Origin of the sequence: Salipiger pentaromativorans (genome assembly GCF_024721115.1) — a bacterium.
Lineage (GTDB): Bacteria > Pseudomonadota > Alphaproteobacteria > Rhodobacterales > Rhodobacteraceae > Salipiger > Salipiger pentaromativorans.
Genome location: NZ_JAMDHK010000001.1, coordinates 536,825 through 560,871, shown reverse-complemented (window position 1 = coordinate 560,871; position 24,047 = coordinate 536,825). Strand labels below are relative to the sequence as shown.

The following is a 24,047-nucleotide window of genomic DNA, read 5'->3' as shown; positions in this document are numbered from 1 at the left end:
CGGGGTCAGTCTGCCGCGCGTGCCGCGGCCTGGGGAAGAAGGAAGGGGGTGCCCGGCGGCGGTGCCGCGCCCACGCGCAGCCGGCAGCCATAGGCCCGCGACAATGTTTCCGAAGTCATCACCTCGGCCGCCGGGCCCGCCGCCAGAACATGGCCTCCGGCCAGCAGCGCGACGCGGTCGGCGAACATGGCGGTGAGGTTCAGGTCGTGCATCACCGCGACCACGCCGCCGCCGGCATCGGCGAAGTCGCGGGCGATCTGCATCACGTCGAGTTGATGGGCGATGTCCAGCGCCGAAACCGGCTCGTCGAGGAACAGCCAGCGCGGTCCGTCCTCGGCGACGGGGGCGGCGACCTGCGCCAGCACCCGGGCAAGCTGGGCCCGCTGCTGCTCGCCGCCGGACAAAGCCTGATAGGGGCGGGTGGCGTAGTGATCCAGATCGACCCGGGCCAGGGCCTGCATGGCGGCCTCGGGATCGCCGCCGGACCGGCCCCGGCTCAGCCCGATCTCGACGACTTCGAGCACGGTGAAGGGAAAGGCGAGGGCGCTGGCCTGCGGCAGCACGCCCCGGATCGCCGCCAGCTCCCAGGGGGCGCGGGTCTCGAGCCCGGCGCCGTTCAGGGTGATCCGCCCGTCATGCGGGAGGTCGCCGGTCATGGCGCGCAGCAGCGTGGTCTTGCCCGAGCCGTTGGGGCCGCAGATGGCGGTGAGCTGGCCGGGGGCGGCGTCGAAGGCGATGTCGTGCAGCACCTCGGCGCGGCCGAGGGTCACGGTGATGTTCCGGGCCTGTAGCATCAGAGATCCACCACGCCGCGCTGCCGCAGCAGGATCCACAGGAACACCGGCGCGCCCAGCACGGCGGTGACGATGCCGATGGGGAGTTCTGCGGGGGCGACGACCACGCGGCTGATCATGTCGGCCACCACCAGCAGCGCGGCGCCCAGCAGCGCGGAGTTGATGAGCAGCGCCCGGTGATCGGGGCCGGAGCCGAGGCGCAGCAGATGCGGCACCACGATGCCGACGAAGCCGATGCCGCCCGAAACCGCGACGGCGGCGCCGGTGGCGCCCGCGACGCAGAGGATGGCGAGGCGTTTCATGCGCTGCACGGGGATGCCGATATGGGCGGCGGTGGCCTCGCCGAGTGCCAGCGCGTTGAGCCCGCGGCCGATCAGGCCGGCGCCGGCGATGGCGATCAGCATGATCGGCAGGGCGGCGGCGAGCTTGCCCCAGCTCGCGCCCGCCAGAGAGCCCAGCCCCCAGAAGGTCAGGTCGCGGAGCTGGTTGTCATCGGCCATGTAGACCAGCACGCCCGAGACGGCGCCGGCAAGCGCCGCGAGCGCGATGCCCGCCAGCAGCATGGTGGCGACCGAGGTGTGGCCGCGCCGCGTGGCGACGCGGTAGAGCAGCAGCGTGCTGGCCCAGCCGCCCAGGAAGGCGGCGAGCGGCACAAGGTGCCCGCCCGCGAGGCCCAGCAGCGCGGGCGGCAGCAGCCCGCCCAGCACGATGGCGAGGATCGCGCCGAGGCCCGCCCCGGCGCTGACCCCGACGATGCCGGGATCGGCCAACGGGTTGCGGAAGAGCCCCTGCATCACCGCCCCGGAGACGGCCAGCGCCGCGCCCACCGCCAGCCCCAGCACCAGGCGGGGCAGGCGGATGTCGAAGAGGACGACACGTTCCATGCGGGACAGCTCCTCGCCTCTTGCGAGGCTCCTCGCCACGTCCCAGAGCTGGACCCCCGTTGCCCCGACGGTGAGGCTGGTCAGCGCCACCGCGATCATCAGCAGCGCCAGCCAGAGATGCAGGCGCCGGGCGCGGGCGAGGCGGCTTGGCGGGGCCGCCGCCCGCCGCGCGCCGGGGGCGGGATCGGTGAGCGCGACCACGGATCAGTCTCCGTAGAGCATGGCCGACAGCTCGGCCACCGCCGCGCCGGTGCGCGGCCCGAAGCCCAGCAGCTTCAGCCCGTCCATCTTGATCAGCGCGCCGGTTTCGGCAGCGGGGGTGACGGCCAGGGCGGGCAGGGAAAACAGCTCTTCCGCGCTGGCCGCATGATCGCCCTCGCGGTCCATCATCAGGATGACATCGGGCGCGGCGGCGGTGGCGGCCTCGTCCGAGAGCGGCTTGTAGCCCTCGACGCCCTCCAGCGCGTTCACCCCGCCGGCAAGCGCGATGATCGCCGCCGCGCCGGTGTTCTCGCCCGCGCCCATCAGCCGTCCGCCCTGCGCGGAGAGAACGAAGAGCACGCGCTTGGGCGCGCCTGCGGCGCCTTGCGCACGGGCGCTGGCGGCGGCGATCTCGGCGGTGACCTCGGCGGCCAGCGCCTCGGCCTTCTCCGGCACACCGAGGGCCGCGCCCACCGCGCGGATCTTGGCGGCGACGCCTTCGGCATCCAGCCCGCCCGGCACGGTGATGAAGGGGATCTGCGCCTCTTCCAGCACCTCCAGCGTCTCGGGCGGGCCCGCGCCCTCTTCGGAGAGGATCAGGTCGGGTCCGACCGACAGCACGCCCTCGGGCGAGAGCGCGCGCATATAGCCCACATCGGGCAGCGCCTCGGCCTCGGGCGGGTAGGTCGAGGTGGTGTCGCGGGCCAGAAGACGGTGCTCCTGCCCCAGCGCATAGACGATCTCGGTGACCGATCCGCCGATCGACAGCGTGTCGGCCTCGCCCCGCGCCGCCTCGGCGGGCAGGACAGCGGCGCCGAGCCCGCCAAGCACGAGAGTGGCGGCGGTGGACAGCGCAAGCGTGTGGAAGGCGCGGCGTCTCATGCGCTCACCTCCTCGCGGCTGGCGAGCCCCCCGACGATGTCTTTCCAGGCCGGGCGGTGGTCGTTGCCCTGCTTGCCGACGCCGAAGCACTGGAAGATCAGCCCGCCCTCGGCGTCGAAAGCCTCGACCGAGAGCGCCGGGCCGCGCTGGGTGGGTTTCTCCACGGCCCAGAGCTCGGCCACCTTGTCGCGGCGCAGATGCAGGTTGAAGCCGGGGTCCATGATGTTCTGCCACGGCCCCATCGGGTGCAGATTGCGCACCGGGCCGGAGTGGATCTGGATGCAGCCGCGATTGCCCACGAAGAGCATGATCTGGGTCTCGCGGTCGCGCACCGCCTCCAGCATCGGATCTATGGCGGCGGGATCGAGCGGGCGCACGAAGGGGGCGCCAGCGATGCGATAGGCGCCGAGCCGGTTCATCTTGAGCTTGGAGCAGAGCCGCAGGAACTGATGCGTGTCGGTGAGCCGCGCCCATTCCTTGCGCAGAATGTCGCGCTTGGCGGGATCGGACTTTGCCGCCTCGGTGGTCTGGCGCGGGGCCAGCTCCAGCGTGTCGCCCGTCTCGCCGGTGGCGAGCGCCTGTTTCAGAGCGGCCCAGCCGCTCAGGTCCGAGCCTTCGCGCAGATGCACCTTGTGGATGGCGTCGCCCGCCGCGTCGAAGATCTGCAGGCTGCGTTTCACGCCGCCGTCGCTCTCCTGCTCGACGAGGAAGCCGTGTTGCCAGTGGCTCGGGAAGATGCGCAGGTCGATCTCGTCGGCCAGCACCATCGCGGCATGCGGGCCGGGGTGGTAATTGGCATAGATCCCGACTTTCTCATGCACCGCCGCCTCGACGCGGGTCAGCGCCATGACCTCGCCCAGCGTCTCGACCGCCGGCATTACCGCGTCGGGATGGGCGTTGATGCGGGTGACGCCCTGGCCGGTCCGCGCGGCCAGAAGCGCCGCTTCCGGGAGGCCGAGCTGACTGGCGAGATCGCGGGCGCGCATCTTGGGATTGTAGTCGAGCGCGGCGCGAATCGCCTCCGCGGAGAGGGGCTGCGGGGCAGCGGTCTGGGTATCGGCCATCGGGGGTCCTGTCCGGTCGTTGCGTGTCAAAAGCTCACATGGGCTGGCACGACGCGGAAAAGCGGGGTCGAGGCTGGCGGGTTCTTAGTTGACTGTTTTAGTTGGATACGTTAGCCGCTGCAAGGAACAAACGGATCCGTGATCGAAATTTGCGCGGATCCGCCGAAGCCAGCCCCGTGCCAGCGACCCGATAAACCACTCGCTGACGAAGGCTGATCTCATGACACGCAGCATATTGCGCGGCAGCACCGCGCTTGTTCTTCTTTCTCTTTGTCCGGCGCCGGCTCTGGCGCAGGACACCGGCACCGACCTGTCCACGGTGAGCGGCTTTCTCGGCACGCTCTACCTGACGCCGGGCAAACGCGACCTGAGCCTGGGCGGCGCGGTATCGACCACCACCATCGACGGGGAGGAGATCGAGGACCGGCAGGCGGGCACCGTCGCCGAACTGATCGATTCCGTGCCCGGCGTGACGCTGATCAACGGTTCCACCCCGCAGGGCTCGGGCATCAATATTCGCGGCTACGGCGCCAACAGCACCTATGGCAACGACCAGAAGATCGCGATCCTTGTGGACGGGGCATCGGTGGGCTCGGAAGAGCTGTACCGCATCGGCACCCAGCTTTTCACCGATCCGCTGCTCTATCGTCAGGTCGAGGTGCTGCGCGGCACCATGGGCAGTTTCGAATATGGGTCCGGCATCGTCGGCGGGGTGGTGAAGCTCGAAACCAAGAACGCCTCGGATTTCACCGGCGGGGTGCCGGGGTTCCGGGTCGGGCAGACGCTGGAATTCAGCTCGAACACGGCGGGGGCGGTCAGCTCCACCACGCTGGCCTGGCAGCCGACCGAGCGGGCGGAGTTCCTGCTGAACTACACCTGGCGGCAGCAGGACGATCAGGTCGATGGCGACGGCAATGTCATCGGCAACAGCGGGTTCGAGACGCCCTCGGGGCTTTTCAAGGGCAAGTTCACCTTCGGTCAGGACGACGACCACAGCCTGACCTTCTCCTATTCGCGCACGCTCGCCGACGACAAGGACGTGCCCTATGACACGTTCGACACCACCGGCGGCACCTTCGGCAATGTCGACCGCGAAACCGACACGAGCCAGACCACGCTGGAATACAATTACAATCCGGTCAGCGATCTGGTCGATCTGACCGCGACCCTGTCTTACGCCGATCAGCAGATCGACTACAGCTATGTGCCGGGCTCCTCGCCGCTGGAGGGCACGCCGACCTGGCCCTTCCTCGAACCCACGGTGAACGCCGAGCAGCGCTATGAGACCACCAAGTTCACGGTGAAGAACGTGGCGCTGTTCCAGACCGGCGTGGTGGACCACCAGCTGCGCAGCGGCGTCGAGGTCTCGCGCCGGGTGCGCGCCGACAACGAGGCGGGCAGCGCGCCGGGGGGCGAGGACAACCGTCTGGCGCTGTTCCTGATCGACGAGATGCGCGCGGGCGGGTTCACCATCACCCCGGCGCTGCGCTACGAGAAATCCAAGGTCGAGAGCGCGGCCAGCTACGGAAGCTATGAGAACGACGCGCTGATGGGCGGTCTGGCGGTGGCCTATGATTTCGGCAACGGGCTGTCGGTCTTCGGCAGCGCCGCCTATACCGAAGGTCTGCCGATCATCGACGATCTGGGCGGCAGCGCCGCCAACGAGTGGCGCATGACCACCTCCGAGAAATCCCACACCTTCGAACTGGGGGCGTCTTACGCGGGCACGGATCTGTTCACGCCGGGCGACAATTTCTCGATCCGGGGGAACATCTACCGGACCGAGCTCTGGGACATCACCAGCTACACCGCCTCTGGCTCGACCTCGGTCAATCTCGACCGGGTCGAGACCGAGGGGTTCGAGCTGGAAGCCTCTTACGGGCTTGAGAACGGGGTCTATGTGGATTTCCACGGCGCCACCGGGCAGGGCACGGAATATGCCGATGGCTTCGCCGATGAGGATTGGCGGAACCAGCCCGCGACCACACTGGGGCTGACGCTGGGCAAGCGCTGGAACGACACGCTGGATCTGAGCTGGGAGGTGCGGCATACGGCGGATGCCCGCGACGCCACATTGAACGATCTGTCCGACTACACGGTCCACAATCTGCGCGCGACCTACAAGCCGCAGACCGGGGCGTTTGAAGGGACCGAGATCCGTTTTGGCATAGAGAATGCCTTTGATCTCGACTACACGGGGAATCTGTCGTCGCGCAAGGCGCCAGGCCGGACCTTCAAGGTCAGCCTCACCAAACTCTTCTGATCCCGCCGCGGTTCCCTCTCGGCGGACAGGGTGGAAACGCCCTCCGGATTTCCGGAGGGCGTTTTCCGTTTCCGGGGCAGAGGCGCCCGAGCCGGCTCAATCCCTCGGGATGCCGTATTGCTTGATCTTGCGGTAAAGCGTCGGGCGCGAGATCCCGAGCCGTGCCGCGACCCGGGTGAGGTTGCCGTTCTCCGCCGCCATCGCCCGGCGAATGGCCTGATCCTCGACATTCTCCAGATTGACCGCGGCGTCGCCGCTGTCAAAGGCGGAGACCGAGAAGCCGAGCCCGCTCGGGGTTTCCAGGATTTCGGCGGGCAGATCCGACAGGCCCACCGTGCCGGAGCGCCGCAGCAGGTGCAGACGCTCGACGAGATTGCGCAGCTCGCGCACGTTGCCCGGCCAGTGATAGCGTTGCAGCCGGTCGAGCACCTGCGACGAGAATTCGAGCCGCGCGCTGTCGAAGCGCTGGGTGAAGCAGGTGTTGAAATGTTCGAGCAGCGCCAGAATGTCGGTGCCGCGTTCGCGCAGCGGCGGCACCTCGATGGCGACGATGCCGATGCGGTAGAACAGATCGCGGCGGAACCGCCCGGTTTCCACATCGTCGCGCAGATTGCGGTTGGTCATCGCCACGAGCTGCACATTGACCGGGCGCCGCTCGCTGTCGCCGATCCGGTAGACCGCCCGCTGTTCCAGCGCCCGCAGCAGATAGGGTTGCAGCTCCAGCGGCATGTCGCCGATCTCGTCGAGACAGAGCACACCGCCATCGGCCTGTTCGAACTTGCCCGCCTTGCCGCCGCGCAGCGCGCCGGTAAAGGCGCCTTCCACATGGCCGAACAGCTCGGCGCCGATCAGCTCCTTCGAGATCGCCGCGCAGTTCACCGTCACATAGGGCGCCTCCTTGCGGGTCAGCCGGCTGTGCACGAGGCGCGCGAACAGCTCCTTGCCGGTGCCGGTCTCGCCCTGGATCAGCACGGTGACCCCGGCGGCGGCGGCGCGTTCGGCCAGCTCGATCGCCTCGAGCATCTTCGGGGCGTTGCCGACGATGATGATCTCGTCCTCGGCCACATTCGGCCGAGGCCGGATGCGCACCGTCTCTTCCTGCCGGGCATGCGCCGGCTGGCTGTGTTTCAGGAACAGCGCCGCGCCGCGCAGACGGCCCTCGAATTCCAGCCGTTCGATGCCGTCGGTTTCCAGCTCCGGGGGCAGGGCGGCGACGATGTCGCCATCGCTCATCCCGGCATTCAGCGCCAGAAGCTGTTTGCCCACCGCCAGATCCGAGCGCGGCAGGTGCAGCCGGTCGTCGAGCCCGCGCCGGTAGAGAATGCGCCCGACCTTGTCCAGCAGCAGCACGCCGTTGCCGGGGCGGCTGACATCGGAATTCAGGAACGCCTCGAGCAGCAGCGTGCGCTCTTCGCGCTGCTGTTCGGCAAGCGCGATCTCGATCTCGCGGGCGGCGGCGACCACCAGCGCGATATTGTGGCGGCGGAAGATGTCGGGCGGCCCCGACAGATCGACCACCCCGATCACCGTCCGGTCGAACGGGTCGAAGATCGGCACGCCGGCGCAGGTCCAGGCTTGCACGCCCTGGCAGAAATGCTCGGCCGCATGCACATAGGTCGGCTTGCCGGTCTTGAGCGCGGTGCCGATGCCGTTGGTGCCGATGGCGTCCTCGTTCCAGACGCCGCCGATCTCGAGGTGAATCTCCTGCCCCTCGTCGAGCACGGAATGATCGCCGATGGCGTCGATGATCACCCCGTTGCTGTCGGTCAGCAGCAGGATCGCCTTGGCCTCGGAAAGATGCGGGGCCAGCCGGGCAAAGGCGGCCCGCGCCGCCTGCATCAGCGAGGCGTTGCGGCGCCGCAGCCGGTGCAGATCCTCCTCGGCGCCGATCTTGCGCGAATGCTGCATCTTGGCATCGACGCCCATCCGCAGGCTGCGTTGCCAGGATTGCACGATCTCGTTGCGGACCGGAGCGATTTCCGGCTCCGCCAGCGACTGGCCGGTGATCACGCTTTCCCAGGCCTGACGGGTCTGGCCTTCGCAATATTCCGTCAGAGGCGCGGCGGGCGTCCGGGGTTCGTTTGTTTTGTGTGTGCGCTGGAAATAGCTTGTTCGACCCATACCTAGCTCGGTGTTGCGCATGCCTTGCTGTGTTTCAGAGGCGGAGGCCCCGCTGGGCCCCCGCAAGGGGCGTGGTCAGGTCAGACCGAGGCTTTCCTCCAGAGCGGCGGCAAGCTGCTTTTCGCCGAACTCCCGGGTGATCGGCTGCTCTTCGAGATGCCGGATCGCGGCATAGACATCCTCGGGCAGCGGCGAGAAGAAGCCGTTCTCGGCGGTGGCGGGCACGAAGCGCGCCGGATAGCCGCTGCGAATCTCCCCCAGCATGTGAAGTTGCCGGCCACTGTTCTTGTCGGCCAGAACCACGCGGTTGTTGAGGCTGATCTTGACATAGGGCTCCGGCTCGGCGGCGCTGCGGGCGCTGCCGAGATCGTGGATGATCAAGCCCTTGGGTTGCGGAGGTTTTTTGGCCTTGGCCTGTTGCATCGCGGTATAGCCGCCGCCGCTGATCTGGTCGGCGAGCTTGCGAATGACAGGCGCGTTTTCGGAAATCATGCGTTTGGCGCGCACGTCTTCTGCGCGCGGCCCATCGCGTTTCGAGAAAATGTCCAATTTTAGTCCTCCCTGCTTAAAAGATTAACAGATGACAAACCTTTTGCCTACGTGATTTTGCGCGCCGATCCGGCGCGCCATCGCGCGAAACGCCTTTCTGCCTTGCAGAAAACGCGTTTTTTGCAGCTCTGCCGGGTACGTGGCCGGCGGGGAACTCACGGACAAAAGGCGCCGGGCAACGCGGAAAGCGGCCTGTCGTGCGACCGTCGCGGAGCCTTTGGCGCAAATTGTCGGGTCGAGCCTAGCAAAGTCCTGCGATATGTCTAAATTTAATGATCTGATCTTTGCGATAAGGTTCTCAAATGGCCAACCTCACGCTCAAGCAGCTTCGCTATTTCGACGCGCTGGCGCTGCACAAGCATTTCGGGCGGGCGGCCTCGGCCTGTTCGATCACCCAGCCGGCGCTGTCGCTACAGATCAAGGAGCTGGAGGCGGAACTGGGGGTGGCGCTGTTCGAACGCGGGCCGCGTCAGGTCCGGCTGACCCATGTGGGCGAGGAATTCGCCCCCCGTGCGCGCGAGATCCTGCGCGCGCTGGACGAGCTGGGCGATCTGGCCCGCGCCTCGAAGGAGCGCTTCGTGGGGCGGCTGCGGATCGGGGTGATCCCGACCATCGCACCCTATCTGCTGCCCTCGCTGATCCGCCGCCTCAATCAGAGCTATCCGGGGCTCGACCTGCAAATGCGCGAGACGGTGACCAGCCGGCTGATTTCCGAGCTGTCCGAGGGGCGGCTCGACGCGGCGATCGTGGCGCTGCCGGTGTCCGAACCCTCGCTGACCGAGGTGGCGCTGTTTTCCGAGAATTTCGTCCTGATCCGTCCGGGCGAGGACGAAGGCACCCCGGTTCCCTCGCGCGAGACGCTGCGCGAGATGCGGCTGCTGCTGCTGGAAGAGGGGCATTGCTTTCGCGATCAGGCGCTGTCCTTCTGCAAGGTGCAATCGGCGCTCCCGCGTGAGATGCTGGACGGCAGTTCGCTGTCCACGCTGGTGCAGATGGTGGCCGCCGGCATCGGGGTCACGCTCATTCCCGAAATGGCGGTGCCGGTCGAGACCCGTGCCACGCCGGTCGCGGTCTCGCATTTCGTGGGGGCGCAGCCGGCGCGCACCGTGGGGATGATCTGGCGCAACGGGTCGCCGCTGGCCGACCGGCTGCACGAGATTTCGGAGGCGGTGCGGGATTGCGGTCTGGACCTCGTGGCCGGGGCGGTGCCGCTGCCCGCCGCGGCCAAGGCGGCACCCGCGCCTTCCGTCTGATGGACAGGGGCGGATTTCCTTCCTAGAGTGATGTGCCGGGAGGGAGCGCCGGAGCCGGACCCCGGGAGGACGGGGCCGGAACGGCCGGAAGAGGAGGGAACAGACGCATGTGCCAGGTTTTTGCGGGGCAGGAGCCGCAGCGCTACGCTTCGACCACGCGCCGGCTGCGGCTCAACGGTCAAAGCACCAGCATCCGGCTGGAAAATTCGTTCTGGGCGATCCTCGACGAGATCGCCGAGAAAGAGGGGCGCACGACCCCGGCCTTCCTGTCCAAGCTGCATTCGGAAGTTCTGGAACTGCGCGGCGAGCCGGAGAATTTCACCTCGCTGCTGCGCTGCGCCTGCCTGGTGTTCATCGAGGCCAATCCCGAGCGGTCGCAGCGTCTGATGGCGGCGGAATAGACCGCCGCCGCCGACCGCTCAGCGGCCCTTGATCTGCACGGAAAAGCTGCGCTGCGCGCCGGCGGGCGGCGCCGGGAAGGGCGCCGCCCGCTGCACGACCTTCAGCGCTGCGCTGTCCAGTGCCGACGAGCCCGAGCTGCGGGCGACCGAGACCCCGGCCAGCCCGCCGGTGCCCGAGATCCGGAAGGCCACAACGGTGGCGCCGCGCACATTCATGCGCGGGCGCGGCACGCGCGAGAGCTTCCGCATCACCTGACCGGGATAGTTGCTGGCCGCCGCATTGCCCGATTGCTTGGCCTTGCCGCCGGCGCCGCTCCGGGTTGCCTTGGCGCTCTGGCTGCCCTGCTCCTGACCGGCCTTGGCATTGCGGTCTGCATTGCCTCTGGGCGCGGGGGCGGCCTTGGGCTGCGCCTTGGCGGTCTTGGTCTGCGTCTTCGGGCGCGCGGCGGCTTTCGGGGCCGGCGCGGGCGCGGGTTTGCGCAGGGTCTCGGGGCGCTCGATGGGCCGAAGCGACCGCGCCAGCGCGTTGGGCGGCACGTCCTTCTCTTCGGCCTCGAGGGTTTCGGCGGGGACCGCCGGGCGGGCCGCCTCGGGCGTTTCGGGGCGCAGTGCGGCCACGGCGTCGGGCGCGGGCAGCGGGGCGCTCGTTTGTGCCGGCGCGGCGGGCTGGACGTGCTCGGCCACGGGCGGCGCTTCGGCAGACTGCGCCTCGGGGACGGGGGGCCGGGGCGCGGGCTCCGCCGCGATGGGCGGTTGCGGTTCGGGCGGTGTGAGCGGGGTCAGCGCCGCCTCCTGCACCGGCTGCGGCGCGACCGGCTCGGGGGATGGCTCGGCGCTGAGCGTGCCCGTTGCCATGTCGGCAAAGCTGGATCCGACCCGTGCCTCGGGCGCGCCGTCCGAGCCTTCGATCTCGACCGGTGGGTTGTCGGGCAGCAGCGCCAGCGCCAGCGCGCCATGGGCGCTGCTGGCCAGCAGCAGTGCCACCGCTTTCAGAAGGCGGGAATTCGCGATCATTGCAGCACCCTTTCGCTGACGATCAAAACCCTTTCGGCCCCGCCCGCGCGCAACGCCCGCGCCACCGCCACCAGATCGGCGGCGGGCAGGTCGCGGTCGGGCACCAGCCGCACGGTCGCGCGTGCCTCGGGGGCGAGCGCCGCAAGGAAGGTTTCGGGCGTGTCCACGACCTGCCCCTTGTGGCTCAGCGCGCCGTCCGGATGCACCACCAGCGCGTCGGGCGGCGGCGGGCTGCCGTCGAGATCGCGGGTGCTGACCAGCCGCAACGCCGGGTCCAGCGGCTGCGCCAGCGTGCCGGCCACGAGGAAGAAGATCAGCATCAGGAAGACGATGTTGATCAGCGCGATGGTCGGCTCGCTCTGCGGGCGGGGACGGCGCGGGCGCATCACGAGGCTCCCAGCACGACCGGCGCCAGCCCCGGCAGGCCACGCAGTACCACAAGCAGGTCGGTCAGCCGTTGCGCGCTGACCCCCGGTTGCAGCGCGACCAGCAGCCGCCGCACCGCCGCCCCGTCGCCCCGCTGTGCGGCGAGCGCGTCGGCAAGCCCCTCCAGCGCCACCTCGGCACTGTTGAGCCGCGCGGTTTCGGGCCCGAGTTGCAGGAACAGCGGGCGCTCCGAGGGTGCCGGCGCCGCGCCGCTGCCGGCGGCGGCCAGTTCGACCTCGGAAAAGCGGGTGAAGGTCGAGGTCAGCATGAAGAACAGCAGCAGCAGAAAGATCACGTCGATGAGCGAGGTCATCGAGAGCCTGCGTCTGCGCTTTGCGCTACGCATGGGCGGGCGCCCCGATCGCCACCGTCTCGGCCGCCTGCGTGCTGCCGGCGGGCGACAACACGCTGCGCAGCGCCTGTTCGGCCAGCACGCGCTCGGCCTCCATGCGGGTTTCGAACCAGCTCAGCACCAGCGCCGTGGGCATCGCGACGGCCAGCCCCACGGCGGTGGTGAGCAGCGCCACCCAGATGCCGCCCGCAAGAATCGAGGGATCGACCTGCGCGCCCGCGTCCTGAAGCGCCTGGAAGGCCGAGATCATCCCCAGCACCGTGCCGAAGAGCCCCAGCAGCGGCGAAAGCTGTGCCACCGAATCGAGAAAGCGGAAGCCGCGCTCGAGCCGGGCAAAGCGGGTCTCGGCCTCGGCGTCGAGCCGCGCCGCATCGCAGCGCCCGGCGAAGGCCATGGTAATCACCGGTTTCAGATAGCTGGAGGACCGCGCCAGCGCGTCGCGGGCGGTGCCGTGATCGCCGGCATCCCAGGCGGCGACCGCGTGTTTCAGCGCCCGGTGCCGCCCCACGCCCGCCGCGCGGAACTGCCAGATCTTATAGAGCATCACCGCCAGGGTCAGCACCGACAGCGCGATCAGCAACAGCACCACCGGCCCGCCGAGATCGGCCACCCGGACCAGCATGTCGATCAGCATTTCGATCATCCCATCATCTCCACATCGGTGCGGCTGGTCAGGCGCAGCCCCTGGGTGCAGGCGCCCGGTGTGCCGGCCTCGCAGCGCGTGGCGCCGTTGATCAGGATCTGTCCCAGCGCCTCGCATTGCAGCCCGGGCACCACGAATTGCCGCAGCCGGGGCTTGCCCGCCGGCAGCGCGCCGAAATCGAACAGCGTCAGCCGCTCGACCTGGCCGCCGGTGTCGAACAGCACCGTCTCGAACACCGCGCCGGCAATGTCGCTGTCATGGCTGTTGCGGGCGAGAAAGCTGAGCTTGCAGCCGGTCTCGGTCTGCTCCTGCGCATTCAGTTCCAGCGCCAGCGCGCCCTCCTGCGCGGCGAGGGCCGTGGGCAGCAGTAGTCCGGCGGCAAGGGGCGCCAGGGCGCGACGGCAGGCGGAAGGGATGGCACGGAACACCGGCAACTCCTTGAAACGTGGTCAGGTACACGGTTCGCTGGCGTTGCCCCGGATGGCAGGGTGCTGGCTGTTGTGATTGCGCCGAGAGTCACCACAGCCGGAGGCAAATTTCAATACCTTATTAAGTTAATCAACTTTATTGGCGCAAGCCCGTGACCGGTCTGGCGGTGCCTCGGGGCAGGGGCCATGGAGGTTACGGCCTGCGGATTTCGAAATAGGTCTTCGCGTTTCTCTGGAAGCCGGCGCCTTCATAGAACCTCAGGGTCGATTCCCGCGCCGAGCCCGTCGCCAGCACAACCTTGTAGCACTGCGCGTCCCAGGCCTTGCGTAGTGCTGCGGACAGCACCGCGCGGCCGAGGCCGCGACGGCGGTGCGCCCCATCGGTCACCACATTCTCGATGACGCCGTAGGGCTGTCCGCCCCGCGACAGGTTCGGTACGATGGCGAGCGTGCAGGACGCGACAAGGAGATCGTCTTGCTCGATGACGAAGACGGTGGTCACGCCGCAGGACAGCAACCTGGACCAAGTGGCCTCGGCTTGGGCTCTATCGAGTACGGGATCGGCTGGATGGAGTTGACGATAGAGCGCCAGAACGGCGGTCAGATCGTCTTGCGCCGCCGCGCGAACACGGGGATCCGCCATATCTGTTCTCTCAGATGATCATGGCCTGCATCGGCACTAAAGACGCTCGGTCGGAGGATCGCAAGGCCCGGCTCTGGCGGCCCGCCGCGGCGGTTTCGCTCAAATTCCGTATCTCAGTGTGAGTGTTTGGAGCGGGCGATGAGATTCGAACTCACGACCCTTACCTTGGCAAGGTAATGCTCTACCCCTGAGCTACGCCCGCATCCGTTTACGACAGCCATGCTGCCGAAGGGTCCATCTGGAGCGGGCGATGAGATTCGAACTCACGACCCTTACCTTGGCAAGGTAATGCTCTACCCCTGAGCTACGCCCGCGTTCCCGATGGTGGAGGCGATGTAGAGGCTTGCGCGCCGCTCCGCAAGAGGAAATTTGCACGGAGTCCGCGGAAATCCGCGACGGGCCGCGCGGGGCGGTCCTTCAGTTCCGGGGCTCGGGGTTTTCCACCGGCCCGCCCTGTTTCACCCAGTCGCTGAACCCGTCTTTCAGATGGGCCGCATCAAAGCCCATCTCCTGCAGCATCGCCACGGTCAGCGCCGAGCGCCAGCCGCTGGCGCAGTGAAAGAGATAGCGCTTGCCCTCCTGGGCGAACACCTCCTTGTGGTAGGGGCTGGCGGGATCGACCCAGAATTCGATCATCCCGCGCGGCGCGTGCACCGAGCCTGGAATGGATCCGGTGCGCTGACGTTCGCGCACGTCGCGAATATCGACGATGACCAGATCCGGGTCGCCAAGCTGCGCGATGGCGTCGGCGGTCTCTACTTCGGGGATGCGCGCCCGCGCCTCCGCCACCATCTTCGCCGCCGTGATCTTCAGCGCCATGGCTTCTCCTCCCAGGACCCCGAAAGCCCTTTCATCTTTCTAGAAATACTCAAAAAAACATCTCAAAAAGGCGCGGGGCAGGGGAGGCATTCCCCCGCCCCGCAACCGCTCATTCCAGTTCGATCAGCAGGTCCTTGGCGTCGATCTGGCCGCCGGGCAGCACATGCACCGCCTTCACCACCGCGTCGCGCTCGGCGTGCAGGCCGGTCTCCATCTTCATCGCCTCGATGGTCAGCAGCAGATCGCCTTCCTTGACCGCCTGACCGGCGCTCACGGCCACGCTTGCCACCACACCCGGCATCGGCGCGCCGATGTGGTTGGGATTGCCGGTCTCGGCCTTGGGCCGCGCCGCCGAGCTGGCCTTGGCCTTGCGGTCGGGCACGCGGATGGTGCGGGGCTGGCCGTTCAGTTCGAAGAACACCCGCACCTCGCCATCGTCCTGCGTCTCGCCCACGGCGATCAGGCGAATCTCCAGCGTCTTGCCGGGGTCGATCTCGGCGGTGATCTCGGCGCCGGGCTCCATGCCGTAGAAATAGGTCAGCGTCGGCAGCACCCGCACGGGGCCGTAATCCTCGTGCCGGGCGACGTAATCGGTGAAGACCTTGGGATACATCAGGTAGCCGTTGAAATCCTCGTCGTCGAATTCGACATCCTCGAATTTCGCCTGAAGCTCCTTGCGCAGCGCGTCGAAATCGGCGGGCGCCAGATGCGCGCCGGGGCGGTCGGTGTTGGGCTTTTCGCTCTTCAGCACCTTCTTGACGATCCCCTTGGGGAAGCCGCCCGGCGGCTGGCCGAGATTGCCGCGCATCATGTCGATGACCGAATCGGGGAAACTCACCTCGGTCTTCGGATCCTCGACCTGAGCGCGGGTCAGGCCCTGGCTGACCATCATCAGCGCCATGTCGCCGACCACCTTCGACGACGGGGTCACCTTGACGATGTCGCCGAACATCATGTTCACGTCGGCATAGGTCTTGGCGACCTCGTGCCAGCGCTCTTCCAGCCCCAGTGAACGCGCCTGCGCCTTGAGGTTGGTGAACTGGCCGCCCGGCATCTCGTGCAGATAGACCTCGGAGGCGGGGGCCTGCATGCCCGATTCGAAGGCCGCGTATTGCCCGCGCACCGCCTCCCAGTAGTTCGAGACCTCGCGGATCACGTCCACATCCAGCCCGGTGTCGCGCTCGGTGTGGCGCAGCGCCTCGACGATGGAGCCCAGCGTCGGCTGCGAGGTGTTGCCCGAAAGCGCGTCCATCGCCGCGTCCACCGCATCGACCCCCGCCTTCGACGCCTCCATGATCGTGGCGATGGCGGCCCCGGAGGTGTCATGGGTGTGGAAGTGGATGGGCAGGCCCACCTCTTCCTTCAGCGCCTTGACCAGCATGCCCGCAGCGGAGGGTTTCAGCAGGCCGGCCATGTCCTTCAGGCCCAGCACATGCGCGCCCGCCGCCTTCAGCTCCTTGCCCATCGCGACATAGTATTTCAGGTCGTATTTGGCCCGCGCGGGATCGAGGATATCCCCGGTATAGCAGACCGTGCCCTCGCAGATCTTGCCGCTCTCGATCACCGCATCCATGGCGACGCGCATGTTCTCGACCCAGTTCAGCGAATCGAAGACGCGGAACACGTCGACACCCGAGGCCGCCGCCTGGGCGACAAAACTCTGCACCACGTTGTCGGGATAGTTGGTATAGCCCACCCCGTTCGAGGCGCGCAGCAGCATCTGCGTCATGATGTTGGGCATCTTGGCGCGGATGTCGCGCAGCCGCTGCCAGGGGCATTCCTGAAGGAAGCGATAGGCCACATCGAAGGTCGCGCCGCCCCAGCATTCCACCGAGAAGAGCCCCGGCATATTATGCGCATAGGCGGGCGCCGCCTTGATCATGTCGAGCGAGCGCATGCGGGTGGCGAGCAGCGACTGGTGGCCGTCGCGCATGGTGGTGTCGGTGATCAGCAGCTGTTTCTGCGCCGCCATCCAGTCGGCCACCGCCTGGGCGCCTTTCTCTTCCAGCAGCGTGCGGGTGCCGGGCGGCGGGGTTTCGGTGCGCAGCTTGGGCGTGCGCGCCGGTTTTAGCTCCGCATGCGGCATGGGACGGCCCTGCACCTCGGGGTGACCGTTCACCGTGATGTCGGCGATATAGGTCAGCACCTTGGTGCCCCGGTCGCGGCGCTTCTTGAAATCGAAAAGCTCGGGCGTCGTGTCGATGAACTTGGTGGTGTACTGGTTGTTCAGGAACACCGGGTGTTTCAGCAGGTTGATCACGAAGTCGATATTCGTGCTCACCCCGCGGATGCGGAATTCACGCAGCGCCCGGTCCATCCGCTTGATGGCCTTTTCCGGCGTCGGCGCCTTGGCGGTCACCTTCACCAGCAGCGAATCGTAATAGCGGGTGATCACCCCGCCCGCGTAAGCCGTGCCGCCGTCGAGACGGATGCCCATGCCGGTGGCCGAGCGGTAGGCGGTGATGCGGCCGTAATCGGGGATGAAGTTGTTGGTGGGGTCTTCGGTGGTGATCCGGGTCTGAAGCGCGTGGCCGGTCAGCTTGATGTCGTACTGGCTGGCCTTGCCGGTGGCCTCGGCCAGCGACTTGCCCTCGGCGATCATGATCTGCGCCTGCACGATGTCGATGCCGGTGACCTCTTCGGTCACCGTATGCTCGACCTGCACGCGCGGGTTGACCTCGATGAAGTAGAACTTGCCCGAGTCCATATCCATCAGGAACTCGACCGTGCCCGCGCATTCGTAATTCACATGGGCGCAGATCTTGCGGCCCAGCTCGCAGAGCTCCTCGCGCTGCGCTTCGCTCAGATAAGGGGCGGGCGCGCGCTCGACCACTTTCTGGTTGCGGCGCTGCACCGAGCAGTCGCGTTCATAAAGGTGGTAGATATTGCCCTGCTGGTCGCCGAGGATCTGCACCTCGACGTGGCGGGCGCGAAGGATCATCTTTTCCAGATAGCCCTCGCCATTGCCAAAGGCGGCCTCGGCCTCGCGGCGGCCTTCCAGCACCTTTTCCTTCAGTTCCTTGGGCTCGGTGATCGGGCGCATGCCGCGCCCGCCGCCGCCCCAGCTGGCCTTGAGCATCAGCGGATAGCCGATCTCTTCGGCTTCCTTGGCGATGGCCTCGAAATCGTCGCCCAGAACCTCGGTGGCGGGGATCACCGGCACCCCGGCGGCGATGGCCACCTTGCGGGCGGAGGCCTTGTCGCCAAGCGCGCGCATGGTCTCGGCCTTGGGGCCGATGAAGGTGATGCCGGCCTCGACGCAAGCATCGACGAAATCGGGGTTTTCAGAGAGCAGCCCATAGCCCGGATGGATCGCGTCGGCGCCCGATTCCTTGGCCACGCGGATGATTTCGGGAATCGACAGATAGGCCGCGACCGGCCCCAGCCCCTCGCCGATGCGATAGGCTTCGTCGGCCTTGAAACGGTGGAGCCCAAGCTTATCTTCCTCGGCAAAGACGGCAACCGTCTTCTTCCCCATCTCGTTCGCCGCCCGCATGATGCGGATCGCGATCTCACCCCGGTTGGCGATGAGAATCTTCTGGAACTCGGACATTATTTTCCTCCGTCTTGGGCCGTTCCTGACCGTGGCGGGGAGTGAACGCGATGCCGCGATGCGGCGCAAGATTGCTTTGCAAAGTTAGCCTGGATTTTCAGGCGTTTTGCAAATCTCGCTGTAACAGAATTTGCCGTTAGCGGATTTTATTGTTTCAAGCTGCAACAGCGCGTGCAAGCGGCCCCCTGCGAAAGCTGTGGAACATTGCGTGAACGCCGCTTTTCTTTGGTCGCGTCTGCGGCTAGATTGGGCATATGAGCAGTTTCGATGACATGGACGCCTTCGAAGGCGCGTCGCTGTCGGCCCGTGCCATGGCGGCGCGGCCCGCGCCCTATCTCGACGACCTGAACCCGGCGCAGCGCGAGGCGGTGTTGCAGATGGACGGGCCGGTGCTGATGCTGGCCGGCGCGGGCACCGGCAAGACCAAGGCGCTGACCGCGCGCATCGTGCATCTGCTGATGTCCGGCAAGGCGCGCCCGAACGAGATCCTCGCGGTGACCTTCACCAACAAGGCCGCGCGCGAGATGAAGCAGCGGGTGGGGCGGATGCTCGGCCAGCAGATCGAGGGCATGCCCTGGCTCGGCACCTTCCACTCGATCTGCGTCAAACTGCTGCGCCGCCATGCGGAGCTGGTGGGGCTCAAGAGCAACTTCACCATTCTGGATACCGACGACCAGATCCGCCTGCTGAAACAGCTCATCGCCGCCAGCAACATCGACGAAAAGCGCTGGCCCGCGCGGCAGCTTGCGGGTCTCATCGACCACTGGAAGAACCGCGCCTGGGTGCCCGCCAAGGTGCCCGCCGCCGAGGCGTCGGCCTATAACCACCGTGGCACCGAGCTTTACGAGCAATACCAGACCCGGCTGCGCGAGCTGAACGCCTGCGATTTCGGCGACCTGCTGCTGCATATGGTGACGATCTTTCAGGCGCATGCGGATGTGCTGGAGCAGTACCAGCGCTGGTTCCGCTACATCCTCGTGGACGAGTATCAGGACACCAACGTCGCGCAATATCTCTGGCTGCGGCTGCTGGCGGGCGCGCATAAGAACATCTGCTGCGTGGGGGACGACGACCAGTCGATCTATGGCTGGCGCGGCGCCGAGGTCGGCAATATCCTGCGGTTCGAAAAGGATTTCCCCGGCGCCCATGTCGTTCGGCTGGAACAGAATTACCGTTCCACTCCGCATATCCTCGCCGCTGCGTCCGGCGTGATCCGCGGCAATGAGGGCCGGCTTGGCAAGGAGCTCTGGACCGAGGCCGAGGGCGGCGAGAAGGTTCGGCTCATCGGCCATTGGGACGGCGAGGAAGAGGCGCGCTGGATCGGCGAGGAGATCGAGTCGCTGCAAAAGGGCACGCGCGGGCTGAAACCTTATTCGCTCGACGATATGGCCATCCTTGTCCGCGCCTCGCACCAGATGCGCGCCTTCGAGGACCGCTTCCTCACCATCGGTCTGCCTTACCGGGTGATCGGCGGCCCGCGCTTTTACGAGCGGATGGAGATCCGCGATGCCATGGCCTATTTCCGGCTGGTGGTCTCGCCCGAAGACGATCTGGCCTTCGAGCGCATCGTCAACACGCCCAAGCGCGGTCTTGGCGACAAGGCGCAGCAGATCATTCAGGCGACGGCGCGGGAGTTTGGCGTGTCGCTGGTCGAGGGCGCGCGGATCGCCGTGGACGAGGAGCGCATCAAGGGCAAGGGCGGCGGGCAACTGCGGCTCTTGTGCGAAAATCTCGCGCGCTGGGGCCGGCTGACCGGCGACCGCGACATGACCCATATGGAGCTGGCCGAGATCATTCTGGATGAGTCCGGCTATACGGGCATGTGGCAGGCCGACAAGACGCCCGAGGCGCCGGGGCGGCTGGAAAACCTCAAGGAACTGGTCAAGGCGCTGGAGCAGTTCGAGAACCTGCAAGGGTTCCTCGAACACGTCGCGCTGATCATGGACAACGAAAGCGAAGAGGCGGGGGCGAAGGTCTCGATCATGACGCTGCACGCCGCCAAGGGGCTGGAGTTTCCCTGCGTGTTCCTGCCGGGCTGGGAGGACGGGCTCTTCCCCTCGCAACGCTCGATGGACGAGAGCGGGTTGAAGGGGCTGGAGGAAGAGCGGCGGCTGGCCTATGTCGGCATCACGCGGGCCGAGGAGCTGTGCACGATCTCCTTTGCCGGCAACCGCCGGGTGTTCGGCCAGTGGCAATCGGCGCTGCCCTCGCGCTTCATCGACGAACTGCCCGAGGCGCATGTGGAGGTGCTGACCCCGCCGGGGCTTTATGGCGGCGGCTTCGGCGCGGCGGCGGCCTATGGCGGCATGTCCTCCGGGGTCGAGGCGCGCGCGGCGGAGGCCAATGTCTACAATTCGCCGGGCTGGAAGCGGCTACAGGAGCGCTCTTCGCAGCGCCCGGTGAGCCAGCCGCGCGAAAGCCGCAACACGGTGATCGACCTCGAGGCGGTCTCGGCCTTCGAGACCGGGCAGCGGGTTTTCCACCAGAAGTTCGGCTATGGCGAGATCGTGGGGATCGAGGGCGACAAGCTGGAGATCGCCTTCGAGAAGGCGGGGCTCAAGAAGGTCGTCTCGCGCTTCGTGCATGCCGAGGATGACGTGCCGTTTTAGGGGCTTACGCGACCTGATCGCCTTCCGCGGTCCTCAATCCCCGCGCCTTGGTCCGGACTCAATGGCGTAGCCCGCCGGGGCGGGCTGCCGCTGTTGTGGCGTAAACGCCTCGTTTCGAGGTTGTTCGGATGTGGCCGGGATCAGTCAGGGGTTACAGCCCGTCTGGGCGGCACCCCACGGGCCAACGCCGGCCCGGCAAACATTGCATGGGAGGCACTCGGCAAGGGGCTTAACCGTTGCGATTTTCATGCAATCGTAGGGTGGGCGATTCGCCCACCATGCCTGTCTGGCATGTCCGCTACGGCGACAAGCTTAGCCCCTCGGCATCCTCAGAACGATGTTCCGTCCGCCCTTGGTAAGCTGAAGCTCGGATTCGCCGATGGCGGCAACGCGCCCGCCGTCGAGCCGGTCGCCGACCTTGACGTTCTGTAGCCGTCCGTTCGACAGGCGTACCAGGGCGCGGCGGCTCGAGGGTTTGCCGAAGACGCCGATCAGGTTCATCTCGCGCAGGTTGATCTGGTTCCGGACCGTGGCCTCCTTGGCCACATTCGCGTTCTGCGGCACCTTGGGGCCGGGCTGGATCCGGATCGGCCCGGCAGAGGCGGTCTGCACGGTCTCGCGATCGGCGCGCTGGACGATGGTGTCCATGTTGCGCGGCCGTGTCTGCGGTTGCAGCGAGGTCGCAACCGCCAGCGCCGTGGCCGGCGGTGTCGCGGGGGCGGGGGCTTCGGCGGTGGGCTCTTGCTGAGGGGCGTCCTGCTGCGCCTCTGCCGCCTGCTCCTGCGCACTGGGCGGGCGCATCGCGGGGCGCTTGCCCGCCAGCTCGGCGATCGAGATCCCGCCGAGATTCGCGCGTTCGGTCTGCTCCACCAGATCGTCGGGCCGGGGCTGCGGGCGGAGCTGGCGAAGCTGGTCCTGTGCCGGATCGGCCGCGGGCGCGGCCTGCGGGGCGGCCTCCTGCTCCGGAGCCGCCGGCGTCTCGGCGACACCGCGCAGCGGCGGCACCTGCGGCGGCAGGCCGGCAAACACGCGTACCCCGTCGGGCGAGACGGCGCCCTCGGGCGTCGCGCGCACCAAACCCTTGTCATCGAGATCGAACCGCACGTCCGGGCCGGGCGGCAGCGCCACCGGCTGAGGCGCAAGATCGTCATGGTCGATGGCGGTCCGCGGCAGTGCCACGGCATCGAACTGGCCCACCTGGGGATCGACCGAGGCGATATAGAGATCGTCCACCCCGCTTTGCGCCGGTTCCAGCGGTGCGGTCGGCGCGCGTTGCCAGATGCCGGTCGCGGCGTAGCGCGCGGCGGCCTCTTCCGGGGTCAGCGCCTGGGGCAGGATGGGCTGGCTCAGCGCCGATGTGGCGGCATCGGTCTGCACCGGGGCCGGATCGAGCGCGGCCATCTCGGTGTCTTCCGCCTCTTCCTCGGCCTCGGTGGCCGGGGGCGGCAGCGGCAGGGCCTCGTCCGGCAGCGCGGCGGCAATCGCCTCTTCCGCGGGATCTTTCGGGCCGAAGAAGCGCGACAGCCCTTCGTCGAGGAAGACCGAGGCCCAGGCAGCGACGCCGGCGAGGAACAGCAGCAGCACGGCGGTGAGCATCAGCCCAAGATAGCGCGGCTTGCCGCCGATCTGCTCTTCGCGCCGCGCGCCGAAGACGGTCATGCGGCGGCGTTCCTCATCGGGGTCGAGGACGGCGGCGCCGGCGGCAGCGGGCGCCATTGTCGGGGGCGGCGTGGGAGTGGGCGCCGGGTCGCGGCGCATGGCGGCGATCTGCGCCGCGGCCTTGCCCGGCGATTTCAGCATGGCGGCGGCCTTGGAACTTGCCTTCCTGGCCGGCGCGCGGGTTTTCCTGGGGGCCGGCTCGGGGTGCGGGGTGCTATCTGCGGAGGGGGCCGGTTCGGGGTCGGGCGCGGCGCTCTCGCTGCGCCGGCGGCGCGACAATGCCGACAGCGCGCGGCTGGCCATGCTGTCGCGGTCCGGAGCGGGAGCCGCCGGTGTGGCCGGGGTCGCGTCGCGGGCCGGTTGGGCGGGCAGCTCGGGGCCTTGCAGCCTCGGGGCGGTTCTGGGCGCGTCGCTGACGGAGGCCGGCGCCGGGGCTGCCGGTGTCGCCGGCAGATCGCGGGTGGCGCGGATGCTGGAGAAACTGGGGGCCGGGCCGGGCGCTGTCGTGTCGGCGCCCGAGAGCGGCACTGCCGGGGCGCCACTGGCCGTGCGTGCGGGGGCCTTGACCGGGCGCAGCACCGGCGTTTCCTGCTGCGGGGCGGGGATCGTGTCGGCGCGGGCGTTGCCGCCGGGGCCGAACATGCCCTCGCCAAAGCTGACCCGCGCGGGTGGCTCGGGCGCCACGGGCGCGGTTGGCGCGGCAGGAGCCGTCGGCGGCGCAACGCGGGCGGGTTCGGACGGCGGAGGGGCGACCGGCGTGGGGGTCGGCTTCGGCGCCGGGCCCGGGGGCGGGGCCGGCGGAACGGCCACTGGTTCCGGTTGGGGCGGCGCGTCTGCGGCCGGGGGCTGCTGCGGCTCGGCGCGCGGGCGCGACCAGGGCAGATCCGGCGTGCCCTCGACGATCCGCAGCGGCTGCGGCAGCCGGTCCGGCGCGGCGCCGGTCCAGCCGGGGGCGGCGCCGAGGAACAGCGGGCCCTCGAACGCCTCCTCCGGCGGGAGCGCGGTAAAGCTCACCGGATCGAAGCCATGCGCCCGGATGAACCCGTCAGCCTCTTCCAGCGTCTCGCGTGCCACGGCGGCGGCGAGCAGGCGGTCGCCGCTTTGCGACCAGTCGAAGACCAGCTCTTCCACCGCATAGGGGGTGGCGCCGTCGAGCGCGGCGCGGACGGCGGTCTCGCGCTCTGCGCGGTCGCCGCCGGGGTCGGGCAGGTCGAGATAGCGAATCTGCTCGTTGGGCAGGACCAGCAGAACCTGCGCCCCGTCCGGCGCCAGTTCCAGCGCGCGATCGCGCAGCGCCTGCAACGCGCCGTCGAGGTCGTCGCTGTCCAGCGCCACCGCGTCGAGCCGCATCCAGCCGGTGACGGCACGGCGCAGCAGGGCGATGCCATCGAAAGAAAGGGATAGCGCGAAATTCGGTGCCATGCGCGGTCTCTATCACTGCTCGGGCGCCTATGGGAGTCCCAAGACGCGGGAGCCCAGTCTACAGCAG

Annotated in this window: 19 protein-coding genes and 2 tRNA genes; 4 read left to right on the top strand and 17 right to left on the bottom strand. The window is 68.1% G+C overall.

Going from position 1 to position 24,047, the window contains the following annotated elements:
• Nucleotides 1-5: 5 nt before the first annotated feature.
• The 4 genes from M4578_RS02665 to M4578_RS02650 are packed head-to-tail and all read right to left on the bottom strand — an operon-like array spanning nucleotide 6 to nucleotide 3,825.
• On the bottom strand, nucleotides 6-794 hold the full coding sequence (locus M4578_RS02665; protein WP_258091882.1) for a heme ABC transporter ATP-binding protein: 789 nt from the start codon (nucleotides 792-794) through the stop codon (nucleotides 6-8).
• Nucleotides 794-1,879, bottom strand: coding sequence for a FecCD family ABC transporter permease (locus M4578_RS02660; RefSeq protein WP_258091881.1), 1,086 nt, complete (start codon nucleotides 1,877-1,879; stop codon nucleotides 794-796). The genes M4578_RS02665 and M4578_RS02660 overlap by 1 nt, the downstream gene beginning before the upstream one ends.
• Before the next feature lie 3 nt (nucleotides 1,880-1,882).
• Nucleotides 1,883-2,761, bottom strand: a complete 879-nt coding sequence (locus M4578_RS02655; RefSeq protein ID WP_258091880.1) for a heme/hemin ABC transporter substrate-binding protein — start codon at nucleotides 2,759-2,761, stop codon at nucleotides 1,883-1,885.
• Nucleotides 2,758-3,825, bottom strand: a complete 1,068-nt coding sequence (locus tag M4578_RS02650; RefSeq protein WP_258091879.1) for a hemin-degrading factor — start codon at nucleotides 3,823-3,825, stop codon at nucleotides 2,758-2,760. The genes M4578_RS02655 and M4578_RS02650 overlap by 4 nt, the downstream gene beginning before the upstream one ends.
• 220 nt (nucleotides 3,826-4,045) lie before the next feature.
• Here M4578_RS02650 and M4578_RS02645 point away from each other — a divergent pair, with 220 nt between their 5' ends.
• Nucleotides 4,046-6,088 carry a TonB-dependent receptor domain-containing protein gene (locus M4578_RS02645; RefSeq protein WP_258091878.1) on the top strand — a complete coding sequence of 681 codons (2,043 nt, stop codon included), beginning with the start codon at nucleotides 4,046-4,048 and terminating at the stop codon, nucleotides 6,086-6,088.
• A gap of 96 nt (nucleotides 6,089-6,184) precedes the next feature.
• Here M4578_RS02645 and M4578_RS02640 read toward each other — a convergent pair whose 3' ends face one another.
• Nucleotides 6,185-8,230, bottom strand: coding sequence for a sigma-54-dependent Fis family transcriptional regulator (locus M4578_RS02640; protein ID WP_258091877.1), 2,046 nt, complete (start codon nucleotides 8,228-8,230; stop codon nucleotides 6,185-6,187).
• Nucleotides 8,231-8,284: 54 nt separating this feature from the next.
• Entirely contained in the window at nucleotides 8,285-8,758 is a 474-nt protein-coding gene (locus tag M4578_RS02635) for a hypothetical protein (RefSeq protein WP_258091876.1), read from the bottom strand.
• Between the two features lie 302 nt (nucleotides 8,759-9,060).
• Between M4578_RS02635 and M4578_RS02630 the strand changes: the two genes are divergently transcribed.
• Nucleotides 9,061-10,011, top strand: a complete 951-nt coding sequence (locus tag M4578_RS02630; RefSeq protein WP_258091875.1) for a LysR substrate-binding domain-containing protein — start codon at nucleotides 9,061-9,063, stop codon at nucleotides 10,009-10,011.
• A 107-nt stretch (nucleotides 10,012-10,118) separates the two neighbouring features.
• Nucleotides 10,119-10,412: a ribbon-helix-helix domain-containing protein gene (locus tag M4578_RS02625; RefSeq protein WP_258091874.1), complete on the top strand. Its 294-nt coding sequence runs from the start codon at nucleotides 10,119-10,121 to the stop codon at nucleotides 10,410-10,412.
• Between the two features lie 18 nt (nucleotides 10,413-10,430).
• Here the strand turns inward: M4578_RS02625 and M4578_RS02620 are convergent, their stop codons facing one another.
• From M4578_RS02620 to pyc, 10 genes are all read right to left on the bottom strand, one after another.
• Nucleotides 10,431-11,426, bottom strand: a complete 996-nt coding sequence (locus M4578_RS02620) for an energy transducer TonB (protein WP_258091873.1) — start codon at nucleotides 11,424-11,426, stop codon at nucleotides 10,431-10,433.
• Nucleotides 11,423-11,812 (bottom strand): ExbD/TolR family protein, encoded by a 390-nt coding sequence (locus M4578_RS02615; protein WP_258091872.1) that lies wholly within the window; start codon nucleotides 11,810-11,812, stop codon nucleotides 11,423-11,425. The genes M4578_RS02620 and M4578_RS02615 overlap by 4 nt, the downstream gene beginning before the upstream one ends.
• Complete coding sequence (locus M4578_RS02610) at nucleotides 11,812-12,198, bottom strand: biopolymer transporter ExbD (RefSeq protein WP_258091871.1); 387 nt, start codon at nucleotides 12,196-12,198, stop codon at nucleotides 11,812-11,814. The genes M4578_RS02615 and M4578_RS02610 overlap by 1 nt, the downstream gene beginning before the upstream one ends.
• Nucleotides 12,191-12,847 carry a MotA/TolQ/ExbB proton channel family protein gene (locus M4578_RS02605; protein ID WP_258091870.1) on the bottom strand — a complete coding sequence of 219 codons (657 nt, stop codon included), beginning with the start codon at nucleotides 12,845-12,847 and terminating at the stop codon, nucleotides 12,191-12,193. The genes M4578_RS02610 and M4578_RS02605 overlap by 8 nt, the downstream gene beginning before the upstream one ends.
• Nucleotides 12,844-13,275 carry a hypothetical protein gene (locus M4578_RS02600; protein WP_258091869.1) on the bottom strand — a complete coding sequence of 144 codons (432 nt, stop codon included), beginning with the start codon at nucleotides 13,273-13,275 and terminating at the stop codon, nucleotides 12,844-12,846. The genes M4578_RS02605 and M4578_RS02600 overlap by 4 nt, the downstream gene beginning before the upstream one ends.
• Nucleotides 13,276-13,468: 193 nt before the next feature.
• Nucleotides 13,469-13,918: a GNAT family N-acetyltransferase gene (locus M4578_RS02595; RefSeq protein WP_258091868.1), complete on the bottom strand. Its 450-nt coding sequence runs from the start codon at nucleotides 13,916-13,918 to the stop codon at nucleotides 13,469-13,471.
• Nucleotides 13,919-14,045: 127 nt separating this feature from the next.
• Nucleotides 14,046-14,120, bottom strand: a tRNA-Gly gene (locus M4578_RS02590).
• Nucleotides 14,121-14,157: 37 nt separating this feature from the next.
• Nucleotides 14,158-14,232 (bottom strand) — tRNA-Gly (locus tag M4578_RS02585).
• A gap of 103 nt (nucleotides 14,233-14,335) precedes the next feature.
• Nucleotides 14,336-14,737 carry a rhodanese-like domain-containing protein gene (locus M4578_RS02580; RefSeq protein ID WP_258091867.1) on the bottom strand — a complete coding sequence of 134 codons (402 nt, stop codon included), beginning with the start codon at nucleotides 14,735-14,737 and terminating at the stop codon, nucleotides 14,336-14,338.
• 109 nt (nucleotides 14,738-14,846) lie between these two features.
• A complete protein-coding gene (gene pyc / locus M4578_RS02575; RefSeq protein ID WP_258091866.1) occupies nucleotides 14,847-18,290 on the bottom strand; it encodes a pyruvate carboxylase in 3,444 nt (1,147 codons plus the stop codon).
• Nucleotides 18,291-18,544: 254 nt separating this feature from the next.
• On the opposite strand from pyc, the gene M4578_RS02570 reads away from it, so the two are divergent.
• A complete protein-coding gene (locus M4578_RS02570) occupies nucleotides 18,545-20,899 on the top strand; it encodes an ATP-dependent helicase (RefSeq protein WP_258091865.1) in 2,355 nt (784 codons plus the stop codon).
• A 312-nt stretch (nucleotides 20,900-21,211) separates the two neighbouring features.
• On the opposite strand, the gene M4578_RS02565 is transcribed toward M4578_RS02570, so the two are convergent.
• Entirely contained in the window at nucleotides 21,212-23,980 is a 2,769-nt protein-coding gene (locus M4578_RS02565) for a hypothetical protein (RefSeq protein WP_258091976.1), read from the bottom strand.
• Nucleotides 23,981-24,047: the final 67 nt, after the last annotated feature.